Raw genomic sequence first — 16,719 nt, 5'->3', positions numbered from 1 at the left:
CATTTTTCTTGAATAATCAATAAAGTATGATATGATTAGTTCATAAGATAGTCATCTGTCGTGTTCGTAAGTTTGCTTTATGTATTTTGACCTAACACTCTTTGATCAGGGAGCCTAATGGGTTTTCTTGCAGCGCACACGCCTCTATAGGGGGACGTGCAAAACAAGAAACAGGGCACCCACCTGTATATAGCAGGCCAAAATGATCAAGCACTTTTAAACTACGGCATCACGGATTCTATCGGTACGCAAGACTTCGCGTCTTGCGTATTTTTTATGACATGATTTAAAATAGGCGTATGAATGATGATTAAAGGAGTTTAATATGAAACATCAATTTTCTCGTAATGAACTGGCTATTGGTCGAGACGGACTGGAAAAGTTAAAACAAACAACTGTTGCTGTATTAGGAATAGGGGGCGTTGGGTCTTTTGCTGCAGAAGCATTAGCGCGCACAAATATTGGACATATCATCTTAATCGATAAGGATGATGTTGATATCACTAATGTCAATCGTCAATTGCATGCCTTAACGACAACAATTGGACAAAGTAAAGTGAGTTTAATGGAAGAACGTATCCATTTAATCAATCCTGAGTGTAAGGTTACCCCGTTACATATGTTTTACACAGAGGAGACTTATGAGCAATTATTTGACGAATACAATATCGATTATATTGTAGACGCGAGTGATACGATTATTTATAAAGTCCATCTCATCGAGCAATGTTTGCAACGTGGGATTAAGTTTATTTCGAGTATGGGAGCAGCGAATAAAACAGATCCGACACAATTTGAAATTGCCGATATTTCTAAAACACATACAGACCCAATTGCACGTATCATTAGAAATAAATTAAAACAAAAAGGCATTAAAAAAGGGGTGCCTGTTGTGTTTTCCGGTGAGAGTCCAATCGTTATTCGTGATGATGTTAAAGCTGTTGTAGGGGATGCTCAAGGTAGGAATCGTAAAGCACAAATGCCGCCATCATCAAATGCGTATGTCCCGAGTGTGGTTGGATTGATTTGTGCGAGTTTTGTATGTAATGATATTTTAAAAGACATTGAAGTTCAACGCATTAAAGATAAATAAACGAAAGTCCTCAAAACAGGCATTGACAACACCATTTTGAGGACTTTATCTTTTGAGTCAAATCAGGGAAAGAGGCTTTAGGTATCACTTTGTTGCTTTAAATTGTCATAAATTTGTTTAAAGTGTTGTTCGGTTTTAGACGTTTCTTTAGGTTCATAGTAAGTTTTATTTTTTAATAAATCTGGTAAATATTGTTGTGCAACAAAGCCATTTTTATAATCGTGGGGATAACGATACCCAATGGCTCGTCCTAGATCTTTAGCACCTGAGTAATGGCCATCTTTTAAATGGTCAGGAATTTGACCGACATGGCCGTTTTTAATATCACGTAAAGCGGCGTCAATAGAACGAATTGTGGAGTTGGATTTCGGTGATAGACATAGTTCGATGACTGCTTGGCTTAATGGAATTCGTGCTTCTGGAAAGCCTAGTCTTTCAGCGGCTTCTATGGCTGCAAGTGTACGTTGTCCTGCCCCGGGTGAAGCTAAACCAATATCTTCATAACTGATGACCAGTAATCGCCGTGCAATGGTCGGTAAATCCCCAGCTTGAACTAATCGGCCTAAATAGTGTAAAGCGGCATCCACGTCACTGCCACGAATGGACTTTTGAAATGCGCTCATCACATCATAGTGCATGTCACCGTCTTTATCACTCATTAATGCCCCGCGTTGAAGGCAATCCTCTGCATCTTGAAGTGTAATATGCGGTGGAGTTGTATTGGCGCTGAGTACAGCCAGTTCTAATGCATTTAATGCACTACGAACATCGCCTTGACTTTGAGTCGCAAAATACTCAAACGCTGCGTCGTCAATTTGGGCTTGATAAGATTTTAAACCACGTTCTGCATCGTTTAATGCATTGAATAGCGCAGTTTTAATTTGTGCTGTATCAAGAGGAAAGAGTTCAAAAATCTGTGCGCGTGAGCGAATTGCAGGATTAATCGCATGATAGGGGTTAGAGGTTGTCGCACCAATTAATACAATTTTTCCATTTTCTAAATGAGGTAACAAAAAGTCTTGTTTGGCCTTATCTAAGCGATGAATTTCATCTAATAGTAGGATAACTTGTCCTGACATTTTGGCTTCTTCAACAATCAACTGCATATCTTTTTTCGTATTCGTCACTGCATTTAATTGTCTGAATTTAAATGCGGTACTACCAGCAATGGCTTGGGCAATACTTGTCTTTCCGACGCCTGGAGGACCATAAAATATCATTGAAGATAACCTTTGTGCATTCACCATACGGCGAATGATACCACTCTCCCCAACAAGGTGTGTTTGTCCTATCACTTCATCAATATCACGGGGCCGCATTCTTGATGCTAATGGCTCAGTTAACATCGAAATCCCTCCATTTTTAATTGTTTTGTACTCTCATATACAATGGTATTATAATAATATAAATCATGCTAAAATAAAAATAAATCGGATGATATAAGGTGAGGATAAAATGAAAATTTCCACTAAAGGAAGATACGGATTAACATTGATGATTGCTTTAACAAAACGACAGGGTACAGGTTGTGTCTCTTTAAAAACAATTGCAGAAGAAAATAATTTAAGCGATCTTTATTTAGAGCAACTTGTCGGTCCACTTAGAAATGCAGGTTTAATCAGAAGTGTTCGAGGTGCTAAAGGCGGATATGAATTAAAAATGCCTGCGAGTGAAATAACAGCGGGTGATATTATTCGTCTGCTTGAAGGCCCTTTGACGATTGTGGAACGTATGGAATCTGAGCCTCCAGGTCAACAACAATTATGGCTTCGGATGCGTAATGCTGTGAAAGAAGTATTAGATCAAACGACGCTACAATCATTAGCGGATTATCAAGAAGAAGATACACTAGAAGGCTATATGTTTTACATTTAAAGAACGCCATTTCATCTCAAGGAGGTTGCTATGGAACAATTTACTTTAAGAGACAATCAATTGATTGATCAATTAGGATTCGGAACGTATAAACTCAATGGGTCAAAAGGGGTTCATGCGATCACTGAGGCACTTAATATGGGATATCGCTTGCTTGATACTGCATATAATTATGAAAATGAAGGTGCAGTTGGCAAGGCGATTCAAAATAGCCGTGTAGATCGAAGTGACATTTGGGTGACTTCTAAACTTCCAGGTCGATATCAAAACGATGCCCAAGTTTATGAAACGATTCAAGAATCTTTGTATCGATTACAGTTAGATTATCTCGATTTTTATCTCATTCACTGGCCGAATCCTAAGCAAGGTCAATTTGTTGAAGCTTGGAATGCTATGATTGGCGCACAAAAAGCAGGTTTAGTAAGGCATATCGGTGTTTGTAACTTTTTACCGGAACATCTTGAGCAATTAGAAAGAGAAACGGGGGTATTGCCTATCCTAAATCAAATTGAGTTGCACCCTTATTTCAATCAAAAAGCAATGATAGCATATCATCGTGAGCATGGTATTTTAACGCAAGCATGGAGCCCGCTAGGTAGAGATAACGGTGTCATGAACGAGCCAGTATTGAAACAGCTTTCGTTAAAATATGATAAAACAATCGCGCAAATCATCTTGAAGTGGCATATTCAAAATGATGTCATGCCGATACCAAAAGCCACATCAGCACGTCGCCAACTTGAAAACTTTGATATTTTTAACTTTCATATTACTGATGAGGATCTCCAGGCCATTGATCAGTTAACGCGTGTGGATGGTCGACGCAAAGGTCAAGATCCCGCTGTTTACGAAGAATTTTAAAAAATATGTTTAATCGTGCCCGTCACGTGGAATACTCCTATTAAGACATTCCTAAGGAGGCAATACAAATGACGAACGAAGAAAACAAATTCGAACAACTTAAAGGTAACGTAAAAGAAACGGTAGGTAACGCGACAAACAACGAATCATTAGAAAACGAAGGAAAAAGCGATAAACTGTCAGGTAAAGCAAAAGAAGCAGTTGAAAATGTGAAAGATAAAGCCAACGACATTATCGATAAATTCAAAAAGTAAATTTAAAATCTATGCGTTTATATACGTACAGAACAATAAAAAATAGTTGTAGGAGAGGCCTACAACTATTTTTTATTGTTTCAATTGAAGTGATAGCTTGAAAGGATATGTTTATCGCGCATCCATGATTTCTTTGAAGTATTGGTAAGAACGATGTTGCAACGAGACATCGTAGATATAGCTGACAGCCATGATTTCGTCAATATGCCCATATTGTTCAATAAAGCTGTCGATTTGATTGTTCACTGTCTTTTTGTCCCCGACGAGAGAACGCTTTATACGTTCGTTGGCCCAGGTGATTTCACGTGGAGATAACACTTGATTAAGATTTTCAACAGGGGGTTGCAAATGACGCATTTGCCCATTTAAAATGCTTGCAAATAATTGAGTCTGAGTCGTAGCCAGATATTGTGCGACATCGTTAGAATCTGCCATTACGACATTGAGTGCAACGATGATATATGGCGCCTTTAACGTATCTGAAGGTTCGAATAATGCTCTGTAGATGGACAATGCTTCTTGCATTTGTTGTGGTGCAAAATGCCCTGCAAAAACATAAGGCAAGCCAAGTCGAGCAGCTAAATGGGCTGAATCTGTAGAAGATCCGAGTACATATACTGGGACGTTTTCGTTTATTCCTGGAATCGCTTTGACATGACCTTGTTTCGTATCAGGTCCGAAATATTGTAATAGTTGTTGTACTTCATCTGGAAATTGGTACACACCTTGATGTTGATCACGGCGGAGCGCACTTGCTGTGGCCATGTCTGTTCCAGGTGCACGACCTACACCTAAATCGATGCGGTCTCCATAAATGGTTTTTAATGTGCCAAATTGTTCGGCAACAACGAGCGGTGCGTGATTTGGTAACATGATTCCTCCAGAACCAATTCGCATATTTTTCGTGTGATGTAACGCATGTTGGATAAGTAATACAGTTGCAGAACTTGCAAGGTTTGGCGTATTGTGATGCTCAGCAATCCATAATCTTTCGTAACCGAGTCCCTCTAATGTTTGTGCTAATGTAATCATTTGATTAATGGCACCTTTTGCTTGGTCCCCTTGTCTAATCGGAACAAGATTTAATGCTGAATAATTCATTTTTTTAGTCATCATCTTAATACTCCTTTCTTTGCGTCAGTATATCATGAGTCATCGATTAAACCCGTCAAAAATGCCTCTAACGTTTCATTGAATTATGTAGCATCAACAATTACAATAAAGTAGAAATCCAACAGCCTTGAAGCCAAACAATAGACTAGAATTTTTATAATGCAAGTGCTAAAATAGGAACATTGATTATGAGAAAGGGCGGTCTAAATCATGGGTGTTTATGCAGATTATGCAGCAACGACCCCAGTTAAACCTGAAGTTGCTGATAAAATGATGGCAGTGTATCAAACACATTTCGGTAATCCTTCCTCAATTCACACGCAAGGTCGTGATGCGAGAAGATTGCTAGATGAATCTAGAAGAACTGTCGCTAAATATTTAAATGCACAACCGAATGAAATTATTTTTACAAGTGGGGCGACAGAAGCGAATAATACGGCAATTAAAGGGATTGCATACGCAAATCAAACGAAAGGTAAACACCTTATTACTACGAAAATTGAACACCATTCGGTATTACATGTTTTCGAGCATTTAGAGAAACAAGGTTTTGAAGTTACGTATCTAGATGTCGATGAAATGGGTTTGATAGATCTAGAGCAACTGAAAAAGAGTATGCGAGAAGATACAACGTTAGTTTCAATTATGTTTGTAAACAATGAGGTAGGAACAGTTCAACATATTTATGATATTCAAGACATTTTAGCACATCATCAAGCTTATTTTCACATGGATGCAGTGCAAGCGGTAGGTCATTTACCCATAGATGTGCAGGATTTTTCTGTTGATGCGTTAAGTTTGACTGCGCACAAATTTGGCGGTCCAAAAGGGGTTGGCGTGCTCTTCGTCAGAAATGGGGTTGTGATGTCATTTCCACAATTGGGGGGCGAGCAGGAAATGAAACGTCGTGCTGGTACTGAAAATGTGCCACAAATCGTTGGACTTGCGACGGCATTAAGCTTGGCAGAAGCTTCTCGAGATGACAACAATGTGCATCTTGCACAACTAAAAGAGCAATTGCTTGTCGGTTTACAAGAGCGTGCGATTCCATTTGAATATAATGGCTCCATGACTGAAAGCACCAATCATATTATTAATCTACATTTTCCATTTGTGGATGTAGAAACATTGTTGACATTACTCGATTTAGCTGGCATTTATGTCTCATCTGGATCGGCTTGCACGGCAGGTTCAACAATACCATCACATGTGTTGTTAGCGATGTATGGAGCGCATTCACGAATTCATCATTCAGTTCGAATTAGTTTAAATGAAGCCATGACAATTGATGACATTCAACAAATTGTGATGGAACTTCATAAAATTTATTTACAATTTAAGGAGGAAGAAATGTGACCCATCAAAATACGCGCGTTGTAGTAGGGATGTCTGGTGGCGTTGATAGCTCAGTGACAGCTTATTTACTTAAAGCACAAGGGTACGACGTGATCGGTATATTTATGAAGAACTGGGATGACACAGATGAGAATGGCGTTTGTACCGCAACTGAGGATTATAATGATGTCATTGCTGTATGTAACCAAATTGGAATCCCATATTATGCGGTTAACTTTGAAAAAGAATATTGGGATAAAGTATTCACATATTTTTTAGATGAGTATAAAAAGGGACGAACACCGAACCCTGATGTCATGTGTAATAAAGAAATAAAGTTCAAAGCATTTTTAGAACATGCATTGAAACTTGGTGCGGATTATGTCGCAACAGGTCATTACGCACGCATTCGTCGTCATGATGATGGCACAGTAGAGATGTTACGTGGGGTCGATCATAATAAAGATCAAACCTACTTCTTGAATCAATTGACAGCTAAACAACTGAATAAAGTGATGTTTCCGATTGGGGACATCGATAAACAACAAGTGCGTGAAATTGCATTGGCACAAGATTTAGCCACAGCAAAGAAAAAAGATTCTACTGGAATTTGTTTTATTGGAGAGCGCAACTTTAAAACATTTTTAGCTCAATATTTACCAGCTCAACCGGGAGAGATGCGTACTTTAAACGGTGAACTTAAAGGCCAACATAGCGGGCTTATGTATTATACAATTGGCCAACGGCATGGTTTAGGTATTGGTGGAGACGGCGAGCCATGGTTTGTTGTCGGAAAAAATTTAAAAGACAATGTTTTATATGTAGAACAGGGCTTTCATCACGATGCGTTGTACAGTGATTATTTGATTGCTTCAGATGTTTCTTTTGTCAACCCTATGGATTTATCTACACCTTTAAAATGCACAGCTAAGTTTAGATATCGTCAAAAAGACGTCGGTGTCACAGTGTCAAATTATGGTGATGGTGCCATAAAAGTGACTTTTGATGAACCTGTGCGTGCGATTACACCGGGACAGGCCGTTGTTTTATATCATGATGAGGTTTGTTTAGGTGGCGCAACGATTGATGAAGTATTTAAAAAAGATCGACAATTAAACTATGTGGTATAAGAAAAGGTGGTCCAAATGAAGCTTGAACAAATTCATCAACTCATTCAACAAGGACAATTTGAACGTGCATTGCAAGCATGTTTTGAAAATATTGAAGCACATCCAGAAGAGGTTGAAAACTATATTAATTCAGGTATATTATTAGCTGAAGCCGGTGAAGTTGATAAGGCAGAGCGTTTTTTTCAACGTGCCATCACTTTACAACCAGAAAACGGGATCATTTATTATAATTTAGCGAACGTTTATTTTAATGAAGGACGCTATCAAGAAGCAGTCCGATTGTATCAAAATGCGATTTCGCATCATATCGGACAAAAAGACGTGTATTACATGTTAGGTTTGGCTTTATTACAACTCGATGCCCAAAAGCAAGCCCTTCCATACATGATGCGTGCTGCTGAATTGGATCCGGATTTCGAGGATCTTGAAGTACAATTTCAATTCGCATTGCTGATGTGTGAATTGGAAATGTACGATCAAGCGATACCGATTTTGAACCAAATACTTGAAAAAGATGCACAACATGTAGATGCGCAATACAATTTAACGTTAGCGCTATATATGTGTAATGAAAATATTGATGCTGCGATTCAAGGTTTTGTACGTGCTGTGTCCATCGATTCGCAACATATGCTAAGTCAACATGCGTTGAAAACATTTCGTCACATGAAAAACGAAGAGGAGGTGTAACCATGACAAATCCAACACTGTTTGACCATACTTATATTAAAGGTAACGTAGAAATGATACTCTTTCAAAATAGCGATAATTATTATACAGTGCTCAAAGTTGACGTTGAAGAGACGAACGGTGACTTTGTTGATATGGCGACAGTTGTTGGATTTTTTCCCAATATGGTTGAAGGTGAAACGTACACGTTTAAAGGCCATGTTGTTCAACACGCACGATATGGTCAACAATTAAAAGCAGAGACGTTTCAAAAAGAAATTCCACATACCTCCGACGCTGTGATTGCCTATTTATCGAGTGATTTGTTCAAAGGGATTGGCAAGAAAACGGCAGAATCGATTGTCAATACATTAGGCGAAAATGCCATACATGACATTTTAAAAGATGAAAGCATTATTGGCAAAGTCCCTAAATTATCAAAAGCGAAACAACAGCAAATTGTTGAGCAAATTTATGCGAATCAAGAAAGCGAACAAGTGATGATAAGATTAAACGAGTTAGGCTTTGGTTCTAAGCTTGCTATGGATATTTATAAATTTTATAAAAGTGAAACGCTTACAATGCTGGACCAAAATCCTTATCAACTTGTATATGACATTAAAGGGGTCGGCTTTCAAAAAGCAGATCAACTTGCGCAACAGCTGGGTATTCATCCACAACATCCAGATCGATTTAAAGCAGGATTGCTGTATTTAGTTGAAGAAACTTGCATTAGACAAGGTCATACGTATTTGCCACAAGAAGCGCTGATTAATGAAACGATTCAATTGTTATCGTTACGTAATGACATAGCAATTGAACGTGAGCAAATCATAGCAACATTAGAAAATTTAGTTGAAGAAAAACGACTGATTGAAGTGGACGAACGTATCGCAATACCCAGTTTATATTATTCGGAAATTAAAAGTACTCAAAATTTATACCGCGTGCATGTGCATCGAGATAAATTGACACAATTTGATAATTCGGATATTCAACTCCATATTGGTGAAATCGAAACATTCAATGAAGTCCACTATGCACCATCACAAAAAGATGCATTGGAATGTGCAATGCGTCATAAAGTGATGTTGCTTACGGGCGGACCAGGAACGGGTAAAACAACGGTTATAAAAGGGATTGTACAATTATATTCGGAGATTCATGGCATTTCACTTGATTACAATGATTATGACCAAGATGATTATCCAGTCGTTTTAGCTGCGCCAACAGGTCGTGCCTCAAAACGACTTCATGAAGCAACAGGATTAGAAGCGATGACAATCCATCGCCTCATCGGTTGGAACCAAGAAACAAAACCTGATGATTTGTTAGAAAATGAAATTAATGCAAAATTGATTATTATCGATGAAATGTCAATGGTAGACACTTGGTTGTTTCACCAATTCATGGCTGCAGTCCCTATGGATGCACAAGTGGTATTGGTCGGGGATGAAGATCAATTGCCTTCAGTAGGACCTGGTCAAGTCTTTAAAGATTTAATTGAAGCCAATGTCTTACCACGTGTGAATTTAACCGAAGTTTATCGTCAACAAGAAGGTTCAAGTATTATCGATTTGGCCCATCGAATGAAGTTAGGCGAAACGGTCGATATTACCCAACGATTTCATGATCGTTCATTTATCCCATGTCACACTGAGCAAATTCCACAAGTCGTCGAAAAAGTAGTGAAAAACGCGGTACAAAAAGGTTACACAATGGCAGACATTCAAGTGTTAGCCCCTATGTATCGTGGTAACGCAGGTATCAAAAAGTTAAATCAAATTTTGCAAAATATTTTAAATCCATTGACTGATCGCGATGACCACCGTGAGATGGAATTTGGTGATGTTGTATTTCGCAAAGGAGATAAAGTATTGCAGTTGGTCAATCGACCGAATGATAATATTTTTAATGGGGATATTGGTGTGATAGTCGGTATTTTTTGGGCAAAAGAAAATGTATTAAATAAAGACGTTGTCATTGTTGATTATGATGGGAATGAAATTACATACGCGCGCTCTGATTTAACTGAACTGACGCATGCATATTGTACATCTATTCATAAAGCACAAGGATCTGAATTTCCAATCGTAATTATGCCGATTGTTAAACAATATTTCAGAATGCTTCAAAAACCGATTCTTTATACTGGCTTAACGCGAGCAAAACAATCCCTCGTTTTTCTTGGGGATTCCGAAGCATTCAATATTGGATTAGCGACAGCCGGACAAACAAGATTAACCCAATTACTAGATTTTCTGAAACAATATTTTAAAACTGATGATCCATCGACTGACGTACAAGATGCGTCCTCGACTGTTATTTCATTAACAGAAGAAACATTGTTTAAAATTCATCCGATGATTAATATGGGTGATGTGACACCATATGACTTTATGGAAATTGACAAAGCTTAATACTTTTTTATATAATCAAAATTAAGTTATGTGCATAGCCGAGTAAATGATACATCGCTTCACAGAGACGTACAGCATGCTGAGAGTGTACGAGTGATTTCATTGAACGCTACTATGTATCAGTACGGATATGCTAATGAGTGATGACAATTTGAATTGTCGTAACTAGGGTGGTACCGCGAAACATTCGTCCCTTTGATGAGGCGAATGTTTTTGTTTTTATTGAGAATTAAGGAGAGTTGTAAAGATGAAAAAATTAAAAGCTAGTGATATTCGACAAATGTATATTGATTTTTTTGTAGAGAAAGGGCATATGGTGGAACCTTCAGCACCATTAGTTCCCATTGATGATGATTCTTTATTATGGATCAATTCCGGTGTCGCAACGTTAAAAAAATATTTTGATGGCCGTGAAATCCCTAAAAAACCGCGTATTGTCAATGCTCAAAAATCTATACGAACAAATGATATTGAAAATGTAGGATTTACAGCGCGTCATCATACGTTTTTTGAAATGTTAGGGAACTTTTCAATTGGGGATTATTTTAAAAGAGAGGCGATCGAGTTTGCTTGGGAATTTTTAACAAGTGAGCGATGGATGGCGATGGATCCAGAAAAATTATATGTCACGATTCACCCAGAAGATACAGAGGCTTATGATTTGTGGACAGAAGTCATTGGACTCACTGAAGATCGAATCATTCGAATTGAAGGGAATTTCTGGGATATTGGTGAAGGCCCTTCTGGACCGAATACAGAAATATTTTATGACCGGGGTGAAGCGTATGGCCAAGATGATCCTGCTGAAGAAATGTATCCAGGGGGCGAAAATGAGCGCTACTTAGAAGTTTGGAACCTTGTATTCAGTGAATTTAATCATAATAAAGATCATACGTATACACCATTACCAAGTAAAAACATTGATACGGGCATGGGATTAGAGCGGATGGCATCTATTTCCCAAGATGTACGTACGAACTATGAAACCGATTTATTCATTCCAATTATCGAACAAGTAGAACAGATTTCAGGAAAGAAATACTTAAGCAATGATAACGACGATATCGCGTTTAAAGTGATTGCCGACCATATTCGTACGATTGCATTTGCGATTTCTGATGGCGCCTTGCCTGCAAATGAAGGTAGAGGTTATGTATTGCGTCGCTTATTACGTCGCGCCGTACGCTTTAGTCAAAATTTAAATATCAATGTGCCGTTCATGTATCGACTAGTAGATGTCGTCGCTGACATTATGGAACCGTACTATCCAAATGTAAAAGAAAAAGCTGCTTTTATTGCACGTGTTATTAAATCAGAAGAAGAACGCTTCCATGAAACATTAGAAGAAGGTTTAACAATACTTAATGAGTTGATACAAACAGCCAAATCTACAAACCATTTGATTTCCGGCGAAGATGCATTTAAATTATATGATACGTATGGCTTTCCGATTGAATTGACGGAAGAGATTACGCTAAATGAAGGTTTATCAATCGATATGGATGCCTTTAAAGCGCATATGGAAACACAGCGTGAACGAGCACGTAAAGCAAGACAAAATAGTCAATCGATGCAAGTTCAAAGTGAAGTGTTAAAACAAATTCAAACGAAGAGTCAATTTTTAGGCTATCAGCAATTTGAAGCACACGCGACAATGACGGATATCATTCATGATGGGACACGTGTCTCTAGCGCGGATTCTGGTGAGACCATTCACTTCATTTTAGATCAGACCCCGTTTTATGCTGTAAGCGGTGGTCAGGTAGCGGATAAAGGTGTCGTGCGTAATGATCAATTTGAAATACAAGTTACAGACGTGATTAAAGCGCCTAATGGACAAAATTTACACACAGGTATCATTCAATATGGTGAAGTGCGTGAAGGGGCATCAGTAACTGCAACAATCGATCAAAATGCGAGAACTGCCATTATGAAAAACCATAGTGCCACACATTTATTACATGCGGCTTTAAAGTCTGTCCTTGGTGAGCATGTTAATCAAGCTGGATCACTTGTTGATAGCGAACGGTTAAGATTTGACTTTTCACACATCGCACCGATGACAGCAGAAGAAATCAAACAAGTAGAAGATCGTGTAAATGAACAAATTTGGAACCATTTGTCTGTTGATATAGAAGAGATGAAAATCGATGAAGCAAAAGAAAAAGGAGCTATGGCATTGTTTGGTGAAAAGTATGGAGATATCGTTCGAGTGGTAGACATGTCCCCATTCTCCATTGAACTTTGTGGTGGTACACATGTTCAAAATACTTCTGAAATTGGTTTGTTCAAAATTACTAGCGAATCCGGAACTGGCGCTGGTGTACGCCGAATTGAGGCAGTCACTGGACAAAATGCATTCTTATATCTAGAGCATTACCTCAATGAATTTAATGCAATTAAGTCACGCGTGAAAGCAAAAACGGATGCGCAAGTGATTGAAAAAGTTGAACAACTTCAAGAAAATGAAAAAGCATTAAAACAAACGATTGATGAGAAAAATAGAGCGCTTAATGCGTTGAAGATGGGCAACATCAAAGATCAAGTGGAAACAATTAATGATTTACCTGTGTTGATTACTGAAGTAGAGGTTGATGATGCAAAAGCGATTCGTACGACAATGGATGATTTTAAATCTCAATTACAAGAAACTGTTATTGTTTTAGCAAGCCATGTCGGCGGCAAAGTAACGCTTATTGCGAGTGTACCAAAGCCGCTAACTGATCGAATTAAAGCAGGCGATTTAATTAAAAACATGGCACCAATCGTCGGTGGTAAAGGTGGCGGTCGACCGGATATGGCACAAGGCGGCGGAACAGAACCAGAAAAGATAACAGAAGCATTACAATTTATTAAAAAGTATATTAAATCGTTATCATAGTCAGTGATTTCATGTAAAATAAAGGTGTAATCTCATTATGGTTAAGGAGTGTGAATATAATGGCTAATTTTGACAAAACAATGAAATTCAGCTATGAGGATATGCCAAAAGAGAATGTCGAAACGGTGTTGAATAATGTTTATAAGACCTTAGAAGAACGCGGATATAACGCTGTCAATCAAATCGTGGGTTACTTATTATCAGGAGATCCTGCATATATTCCGCGTCACAATGAAGCACGTAATCAAATCCGACACATCGATCGTGACGATATTATGGAAGAGCTCGTGTCTTACTATTTGCAAAACCATCATAATGACGATCATGCTTAAACATAAAATTTTAGGACTTGATGTCGGAAGTCGAACGGTAGGTATTGCAATTAGCGACATGATGGGTTGGACGGCACAAGGTTTAGATACACTCCGAATCAACGAAGAAGAGAATGCGCTCGGAATTGACACCTTAATTGACATTATAAAAAGAGAAAAAGTAGGCACTGTTGTAATTGGATTGCCTAAAAATATGAATAATTCTATTGGCTTTCGTGGCGAAGCTTCATTAAAATATAAAGATGCCCTTGCTGAACGTATGCCCGATTTAGAAATTGTGATGTGGGATGAACGGCTAAGTACGATGGCGGCCGAACGTTCATTGATAGAGGCTGATGTATCGAGAGCAAAACGAAAAAAAGTCATCGACAAAATGGCTGCAGTGTTTATTTTACAAGGCTATTTGGATGGCCTGAATTAAGGAGAGAGCAATCATGACAAACGAAAACCATAATCAAGAAATTGAAGTGAAAAGTGACGAAACGTTATTAACGTTATATGATGAAGAAGGAAATGAAGTTTTATATCGAAAAATGTTAGAGTTTTACCATCCTGAATTCGACAAAGAATATGTTATTCTTGCTGAAGAAGGTGCACAAGCGGATGACGATGACTTAATCGAATTGATTCCTATGATTAATGAACCTGACGAAACTGGAGAAGGCGGACGCTTTTTGCCTGTTGAAACAGAGGAAGAATGGGATATGATTGAAGAAGTCGTGAATACGAATATGGATGATGACAATCACGAAGATGAGTGAAATATCAGCTAAAGAGGAGGGTACCCAATCGTGTACCCACTCTTTTTTTATTATGATGTTAAATCATATGAACCAATAATACGTCAAACTTTTTAGTCCAATTTTGTACGGTTCATCTAACAATTGACCTCATGTCATGATACTTGATATACAAATGATAAATTTAAAATGTCAGTATGACGTCTTGAAATGAATGAACGTTTTGAACAAGAAATCTTTTCAGTAAAATCACGGTTCATGCTTATCACTCAAGCAATAATGTGATAAAATATAAAGAAGTCATTTTAAGATGCTATTAATCAACGGGTGTTCTCAACGACTCTCCGTGATTCGTATACAGACATCAAAGTTAAATCAGTCTAAAGCGGCTGGTTTATTTTTTGATGATTTTTAGAATAATATAAAGGATGTCTTTAGCTATGAAGGATAAAAATCAAGCCTATCTCTTAAGTCTTCAACATTATGATAAAGCCATTGATCATTTACGCGATGATGCTGAACGCAATCAAGTTCCTATTGTCGATCAATTATCTTTAGATTTAATTCAACAATTGATACGCATTCATCAACCTCGAGAGATTTTAGAGATTGGATGTGCGATTGGTTATAGTGCGATGCAGTTTGCTTCTGTACATAGTGAAATACAAGTGACAACGATTGAACGGAATAACGAAATGATCCAACAAGCGAAAATGAATTTCAGCCAGTATGGTTATGAGAATCAAATCCGTTTAATTGAAGCAGATGCAACAGAAGCATTTGACCGCGTGAATGACCGGATTTATGATATGATTTTTATCGATGCAGCGAAAGCACAATCCCAACGTTTTTTTGAGCTTTATAGTCCGCTCGTCAGAAAAAAAGGCGTGATTATTACGGATAACATTTTGTATCATGGTTTTGTTGCAGATATCGATATCGTACAGAGCCGCAATGTTAAACAAATGGTAAAAAAAGTTCGGAAATACAATGACTGGTTAAGCCAGCAAACGGATTTTACAACAAATTTCATTCATATGGATGATGGATTAGCGATATCAATAAAGGAGCGTTAGTATGACGGAGTTATTAGTGACACCAAAGTCTGTAAGCCACATTGAAACATTAATTGAAAAAGGTGCTGATGCATTTGTCATTGGTGAAGAAAAATTTGGTTTACGTTTGGCTGGTGAATTTAATCGAGAAGCAATGATAAAGGCAGTTGAAGTGATTCATAGAGCAGGAAAAAAAGCTTACGCTGCGGTGAATGGCATATTTCATAATTACCATATTCCAGCGCTTGAGGATTACATTGCTTTTTTACATGAAATTAAAGTAGATCGTATCATATTTGGTGACCCTGCTGTTGTCATGATTGTGAAGCAACAAGAAAATCCAATTCCATTGAATTGGAATGCTGAAACATTAGTGACGAACCATTTTCAATGTAATTACTGGGGAAGACGTGGTGCAAAAAGAGCTGTTCTCGCTCGGGAGTTAAGCCTAGAAGAAATATTGAATATTAAAGCGAATAGTGACGTAGAAATTGAAGTACAAGTTCATGGCATGACGTGCATGTTCCAATCAAAACGGATGCTATTGGGGAATTATTACACATTCCAAGGTCGTCAAATGAAAATTCAACGTGACACCAGTTCGACAACCGAACAATTGTTGCTTTATGATGAAGAACGCGAGAATAAGTACCCTGTTTTTGAAGATTATAATGGGACGCATATTATGTCACCGAATGATATTTGCTTGATTGAAGCGTTAGAACCACTCTTTGAAGCGGGTATTGATAGTTTGAAAATTGATGGGGTATTACAAACTGAAGCTTATATTAATGTGGCAACTGAAGCATACCGCGAAGCCATCGATTTATATGAAGAAGATCCTGAAGCTTATGAAGATGAAAAATTTATGCTCGTAGACCCAATTGAAGCCATACAGCCAGAACACCGTCCATTTGATGAAGGCTTTTATTACAAGCAAACGGTCTACTAAAGATAGGAG

General features: G+C 37.9%; 16 protein-coding genes and 1 other RNA gene. 15 read left to right on the top strand and 2 right to left on the bottom strand.

Going from position 1 to position 16,719, the window contains the following annotated elements:
- Nucleotides 1-49 precede the first annotated feature (49 nt).
- Nucleotides 50-242, top strand: a non-coding RNA gene (gene ssrS, locus B5P37_RS00480) — 6S RNA.
- Between the two features lie 83 nt (nt 243-325).
- Nucleotides 326-1,093 carry a tRNA threonylcarbamoyladenosine dehydratase gene (locus tag B5P37_RS00475; RefSeq protein ID WP_085236064.1) on the top strand — a complete coding sequence of 256 codons (768 nt, stop codon included), beginning with the start codon at nt 326-328 and terminating at the stop codon, nt 1,091-1,093.
- 77 nt (nt 1,094-1,170) lie between these two features.
- Here the strand turns inward: B5P37_RS00475 and B5P37_RS00470 are convergent, their stop codons facing one another.
- Nucleotides 1,171-2,439: a replication-associated recombination protein A gene (locus B5P37_RS00470; RefSeq protein WP_085236062.1), complete on the bottom strand. Its 1,269-nt coding sequence runs from the start codon at nt 2,437-2,439 to the stop codon at nt 1,171-1,173.
- Nucleotides 2,440-2,548: 109 nt separating this feature from the next.
- Between B5P37_RS00470 and cymR the strand changes: the two genes are divergently transcribed.
- The 3 genes from cymR to B5P37_RS00455 all read left to right on the top strand — a co-directional run bounded on the left by cymR (nt 2,549) and on the right by B5P37_RS00455 (nt 4,083).
- Entirely contained in the window at nt 2,549-2,968 is a 420-nt protein-coding gene (cymR, locus tag B5P37_RS00465) for a cysteine metabolism transcriptional regulator CymR (RefSeq protein WP_085236060.1), read from the top strand.
- Between the two features lie 30 nt (nt 2,969-2,998).
- A complete protein-coding gene (locus B5P37_RS00460) occupies nt 2,999-3,829 on the top strand; it encodes an aldo/keto reductase (RefSeq protein WP_085236058.1) in 831 nt (276 codons plus the stop codon).
- 68 nt (nt 3,830-3,897) lie between these two features.
- Nucleotides 3,898-4,083, top strand: a complete 186-nt coding sequence (locus B5P37_RS00455) for a CsbD family protein (RefSeq protein ID WP_085236056.1) — start codon at nt 3,898-3,900, stop codon at nt 4,081-4,083.
- A 111-nt stretch (nt 4,084-4,194) separates the two neighbouring features.
- Here the strand turns inward: B5P37_RS00455 and B5P37_RS00450 are convergent, their stop codons facing one another.
- Nucleotides 4,195-5,199 (bottom strand): LLM class flavin-dependent oxidoreductase, encoded by a 1,005-nt coding sequence (locus B5P37_RS00450; RefSeq protein WP_085236053.1) that lies wholly within the window; start codon nt 5,197-5,199, stop codon nt 4,195-4,197.
- 207 nt (nt 5,200-5,406) lie between these two features.
- On the opposite strand from B5P37_RS00450, the gene B5P37_RS00445 reads away from it, so the two are divergent.
- The 10 genes from B5P37_RS00445 (at nt 5,407) to B5P37_RS00400 (ending at nt 16,710) form a co-directional block, all read left to right on the top strand.
- Nucleotides 5,407-6,552: a cysteine desulfurase family protein gene (locus B5P37_RS00445; protein WP_085236051.1), complete on the top strand. Its 1,146-nt coding sequence runs from the start codon at nt 5,407-5,409 to the stop codon at nt 6,550-6,552.
- 29 nt (nt 6,553-6,581) lie between these two features.
- Nucleotides 6,582-7,661 carry a tRNA 2-thiouridine(34) synthase MnmA gene (mnmA, locus tag B5P37_RS00440; protein WP_425319118.1) on the top strand — a complete coding sequence of 360 codons (1,080 nt, stop codon included), beginning with the start codon at nt 6,582-6,584 and terminating at the stop codon, nt 7,659-7,661.
- 15 nt (nt 7,662-7,676) lie between these two features.
- Nucleotides 7,677-8,351 (top strand): tetratricopeptide repeat protein, encoded by a 675-nt coding sequence (locus tag B5P37_RS00435; RefSeq protein WP_085236047.1) that lies wholly within the window; start codon nt 7,677-7,679, stop codon nt 8,349-8,351.
- Between the two features lie 2 nt (nt 8,352-8,353).
- A complete protein-coding gene (gene recD2 / locus B5P37_RS00430) occupies nt 8,354-10,750 on the top strand; it encodes an SF1B family DNA helicase RecD2 (protein WP_085236045.1) in 2,397 nt (798 codons plus the stop codon).
- A gap of 247 nt (nt 10,751-10,997) precedes the next feature.
- Complete coding sequence (alaS, locus tag B5P37_RS00425) at nt 10,998-13,631, top strand: alanine--tRNA ligase (protein WP_085236042.1); 2,634 nt, start codon at nt 10,998-11,000, stop codon at nt 13,629-13,631.
- A 59-nt stretch (nt 13,632-13,690) separates the two neighbouring features.
- Nucleotides 13,691-13,963: an IreB family regulatory phosphoprotein gene (locus B5P37_RS00420; protein ID WP_085236039.1), complete on the top strand. Its 273-nt coding sequence runs from the start codon at nt 13,691-13,693 to the stop codon at nt 13,961-13,963.
- The gene (gene ruvX, locus B5P37_RS00415) at nt 13,956-14,384 is read left to right on the top strand and encodes a Holliday junction resolvase RuvX (protein WP_085238386.1); all 429 of its coding nucleotides are present in this window, start codon (nt 13,956-13,958) and stop codon (nt 14,382-14,384) included. Before B5P37_RS00420 ends, ruvX begins: the two co-directional genes overlap by 8 nt.
- Nucleotides 14,385-14,397: 13 nt before the next feature.
- Complete coding sequence (locus tag B5P37_RS00410; protein ID WP_085236037.1) at nt 14,398-14,724, top strand: DUF1292 domain-containing protein; 327 nt, start codon at nt 14,398-14,400, stop codon at nt 14,722-14,724.
- Between the two features lie 419 nt (nt 14,725-15,143).
- Entirely contained in the window at nt 15,144-15,779 is a 636-nt protein-coding gene (locus tag B5P37_RS00405) for an O-methyltransferase (protein WP_085236035.1), read from the top strand.
- Between the two features lies 1 nt (nt 15,780).
- Complete coding sequence (locus tag B5P37_RS00400; protein ID WP_085236033.1) at nt 15,781-16,710, top strand: peptidase U32 family protein; 930 nt, start codon at nt 15,781-15,783, stop codon at nt 16,708-16,710.
- Nucleotides 16,711-16,719 lie beyond the last annotated feature (9 nt).

This window comes from Staphylococcus lutrae (assembly GCF_002101335.1).
Lineage (GTDB): Bacteria > Bacillota > Bacilli > Staphylococcales > Staphylococcaceae > Staphylococcus > Staphylococcus lutrae.
Note: the sequence above shows the minus strand (reverse complement) of the source record. Positions and strands in the feature narration are given on the sequence as shown.

What these genes read in the sequence shown, in the direction of transcription:
- B5P37_RS00475 (WP_085236064.1), top strand. Translation starts at nt 326, where the DNA reads ATGAAACATCAATTTTCTCGTAATGAACTGGCTATTGGTCGAGACGGA.
- B5P37_RS00470 (WP_085236062.1), bottom strand. Translation starts at nt 2,439, where the DNA reads ATGTTAACTGAGCCATTAGCATCAAGAATGCGGCCCCGTGATATTGAT.
- cymR (WP_085236060.1), top strand. Translation starts at nt 2,549, where the DNA reads ATGAAAATTTCCACTAAAGGAAGATACGGATTAACATTGATGATTGCT.
- B5P37_RS00460 (WP_085236058.1), top strand. Translation starts at nt 2,999, where the DNA reads ATGGAACAATTTACTTTAAGAGACAATCAATTGATTGATCAATTAGGA.
- B5P37_RS00455 (WP_085236056.1), top strand. Translation starts at nt 3,898, where the DNA reads ATGACGAACGAAGAAAACAAATTCGAACAACTTAAAGGTAACGTAAAA.
- B5P37_RS00450 (WP_085236053.1), bottom strand. Translation starts at nt 5,199, where the DNA reads ATGATGACTAAAAAAATGAATTATTCAGCATTAAATCTTGTTCCGATT.
- B5P37_RS00445 (WP_085236051.1), top strand. Translation starts at nt 5,407, where the DNA reads ATGGGTGTTTATGCAGATTATGCAGCAACGACCCCAGTTAAACCTGAA.
- mnmA (WP_425319118.1), top strand. Translation starts at nt 6,582, where the DNA reads ATGTCTGGTGGCGTTGATAGCTCAGTGACAGCTTATTTACTTAAAGCA.
- B5P37_RS00435 (WP_085236047.1), top strand. Translation starts at nt 7,677, where the DNA reads ATGAAGCTTGAACAAATTCATCAACTCATTCAACAAGGACAATTTGAA.
- recD2 (WP_085236045.1), top strand. Translation starts at nt 8,354, where the DNA reads ATGACAAATCCAACACTGTTTGACCATACTTATATTAAAGGTAACGTA.
- alaS (WP_085236042.1), top strand. Translation starts at nt 10,998, where the DNA reads ATGAAAAAATTAAAAGCTAGTGATATTCGACAAATGTATATTGATTTT.
- B5P37_RS00420 (WP_085236039.1), top strand. Translation starts at nt 13,691, where the DNA reads ATGGCTAATTTTGACAAAACAATGAAATTCAGCTATGAGGATATGCCA.
- ruvX (WP_085238386.1), top strand. Translation starts at nt 13,956, where the DNA reads ATGCTTAAACATAAAATTTTAGGACTTGATGTCGGAAGTCGAACGGTA.
- B5P37_RS00410 (WP_085236037.1), top strand. Translation starts at nt 14,398, where the DNA reads ATGACAAACGAAAACCATAATCAAGAAATTGAAGTGAAAAGTGACGAA.
- B5P37_RS00405 (WP_085236035.1), top strand. Translation starts at nt 15,144, where the DNA reads ATGAAGGATAAAAATCAAGCCTATCTCTTAAGTCTTCAACATTATGAT.
- B5P37_RS00400 (WP_085236033.1), top strand. Translation starts at nt 15,781, where the DNA reads ATGACGGAGTTATTAGTGACACCAAAGTCTGTAAGCCACATTGAAACA.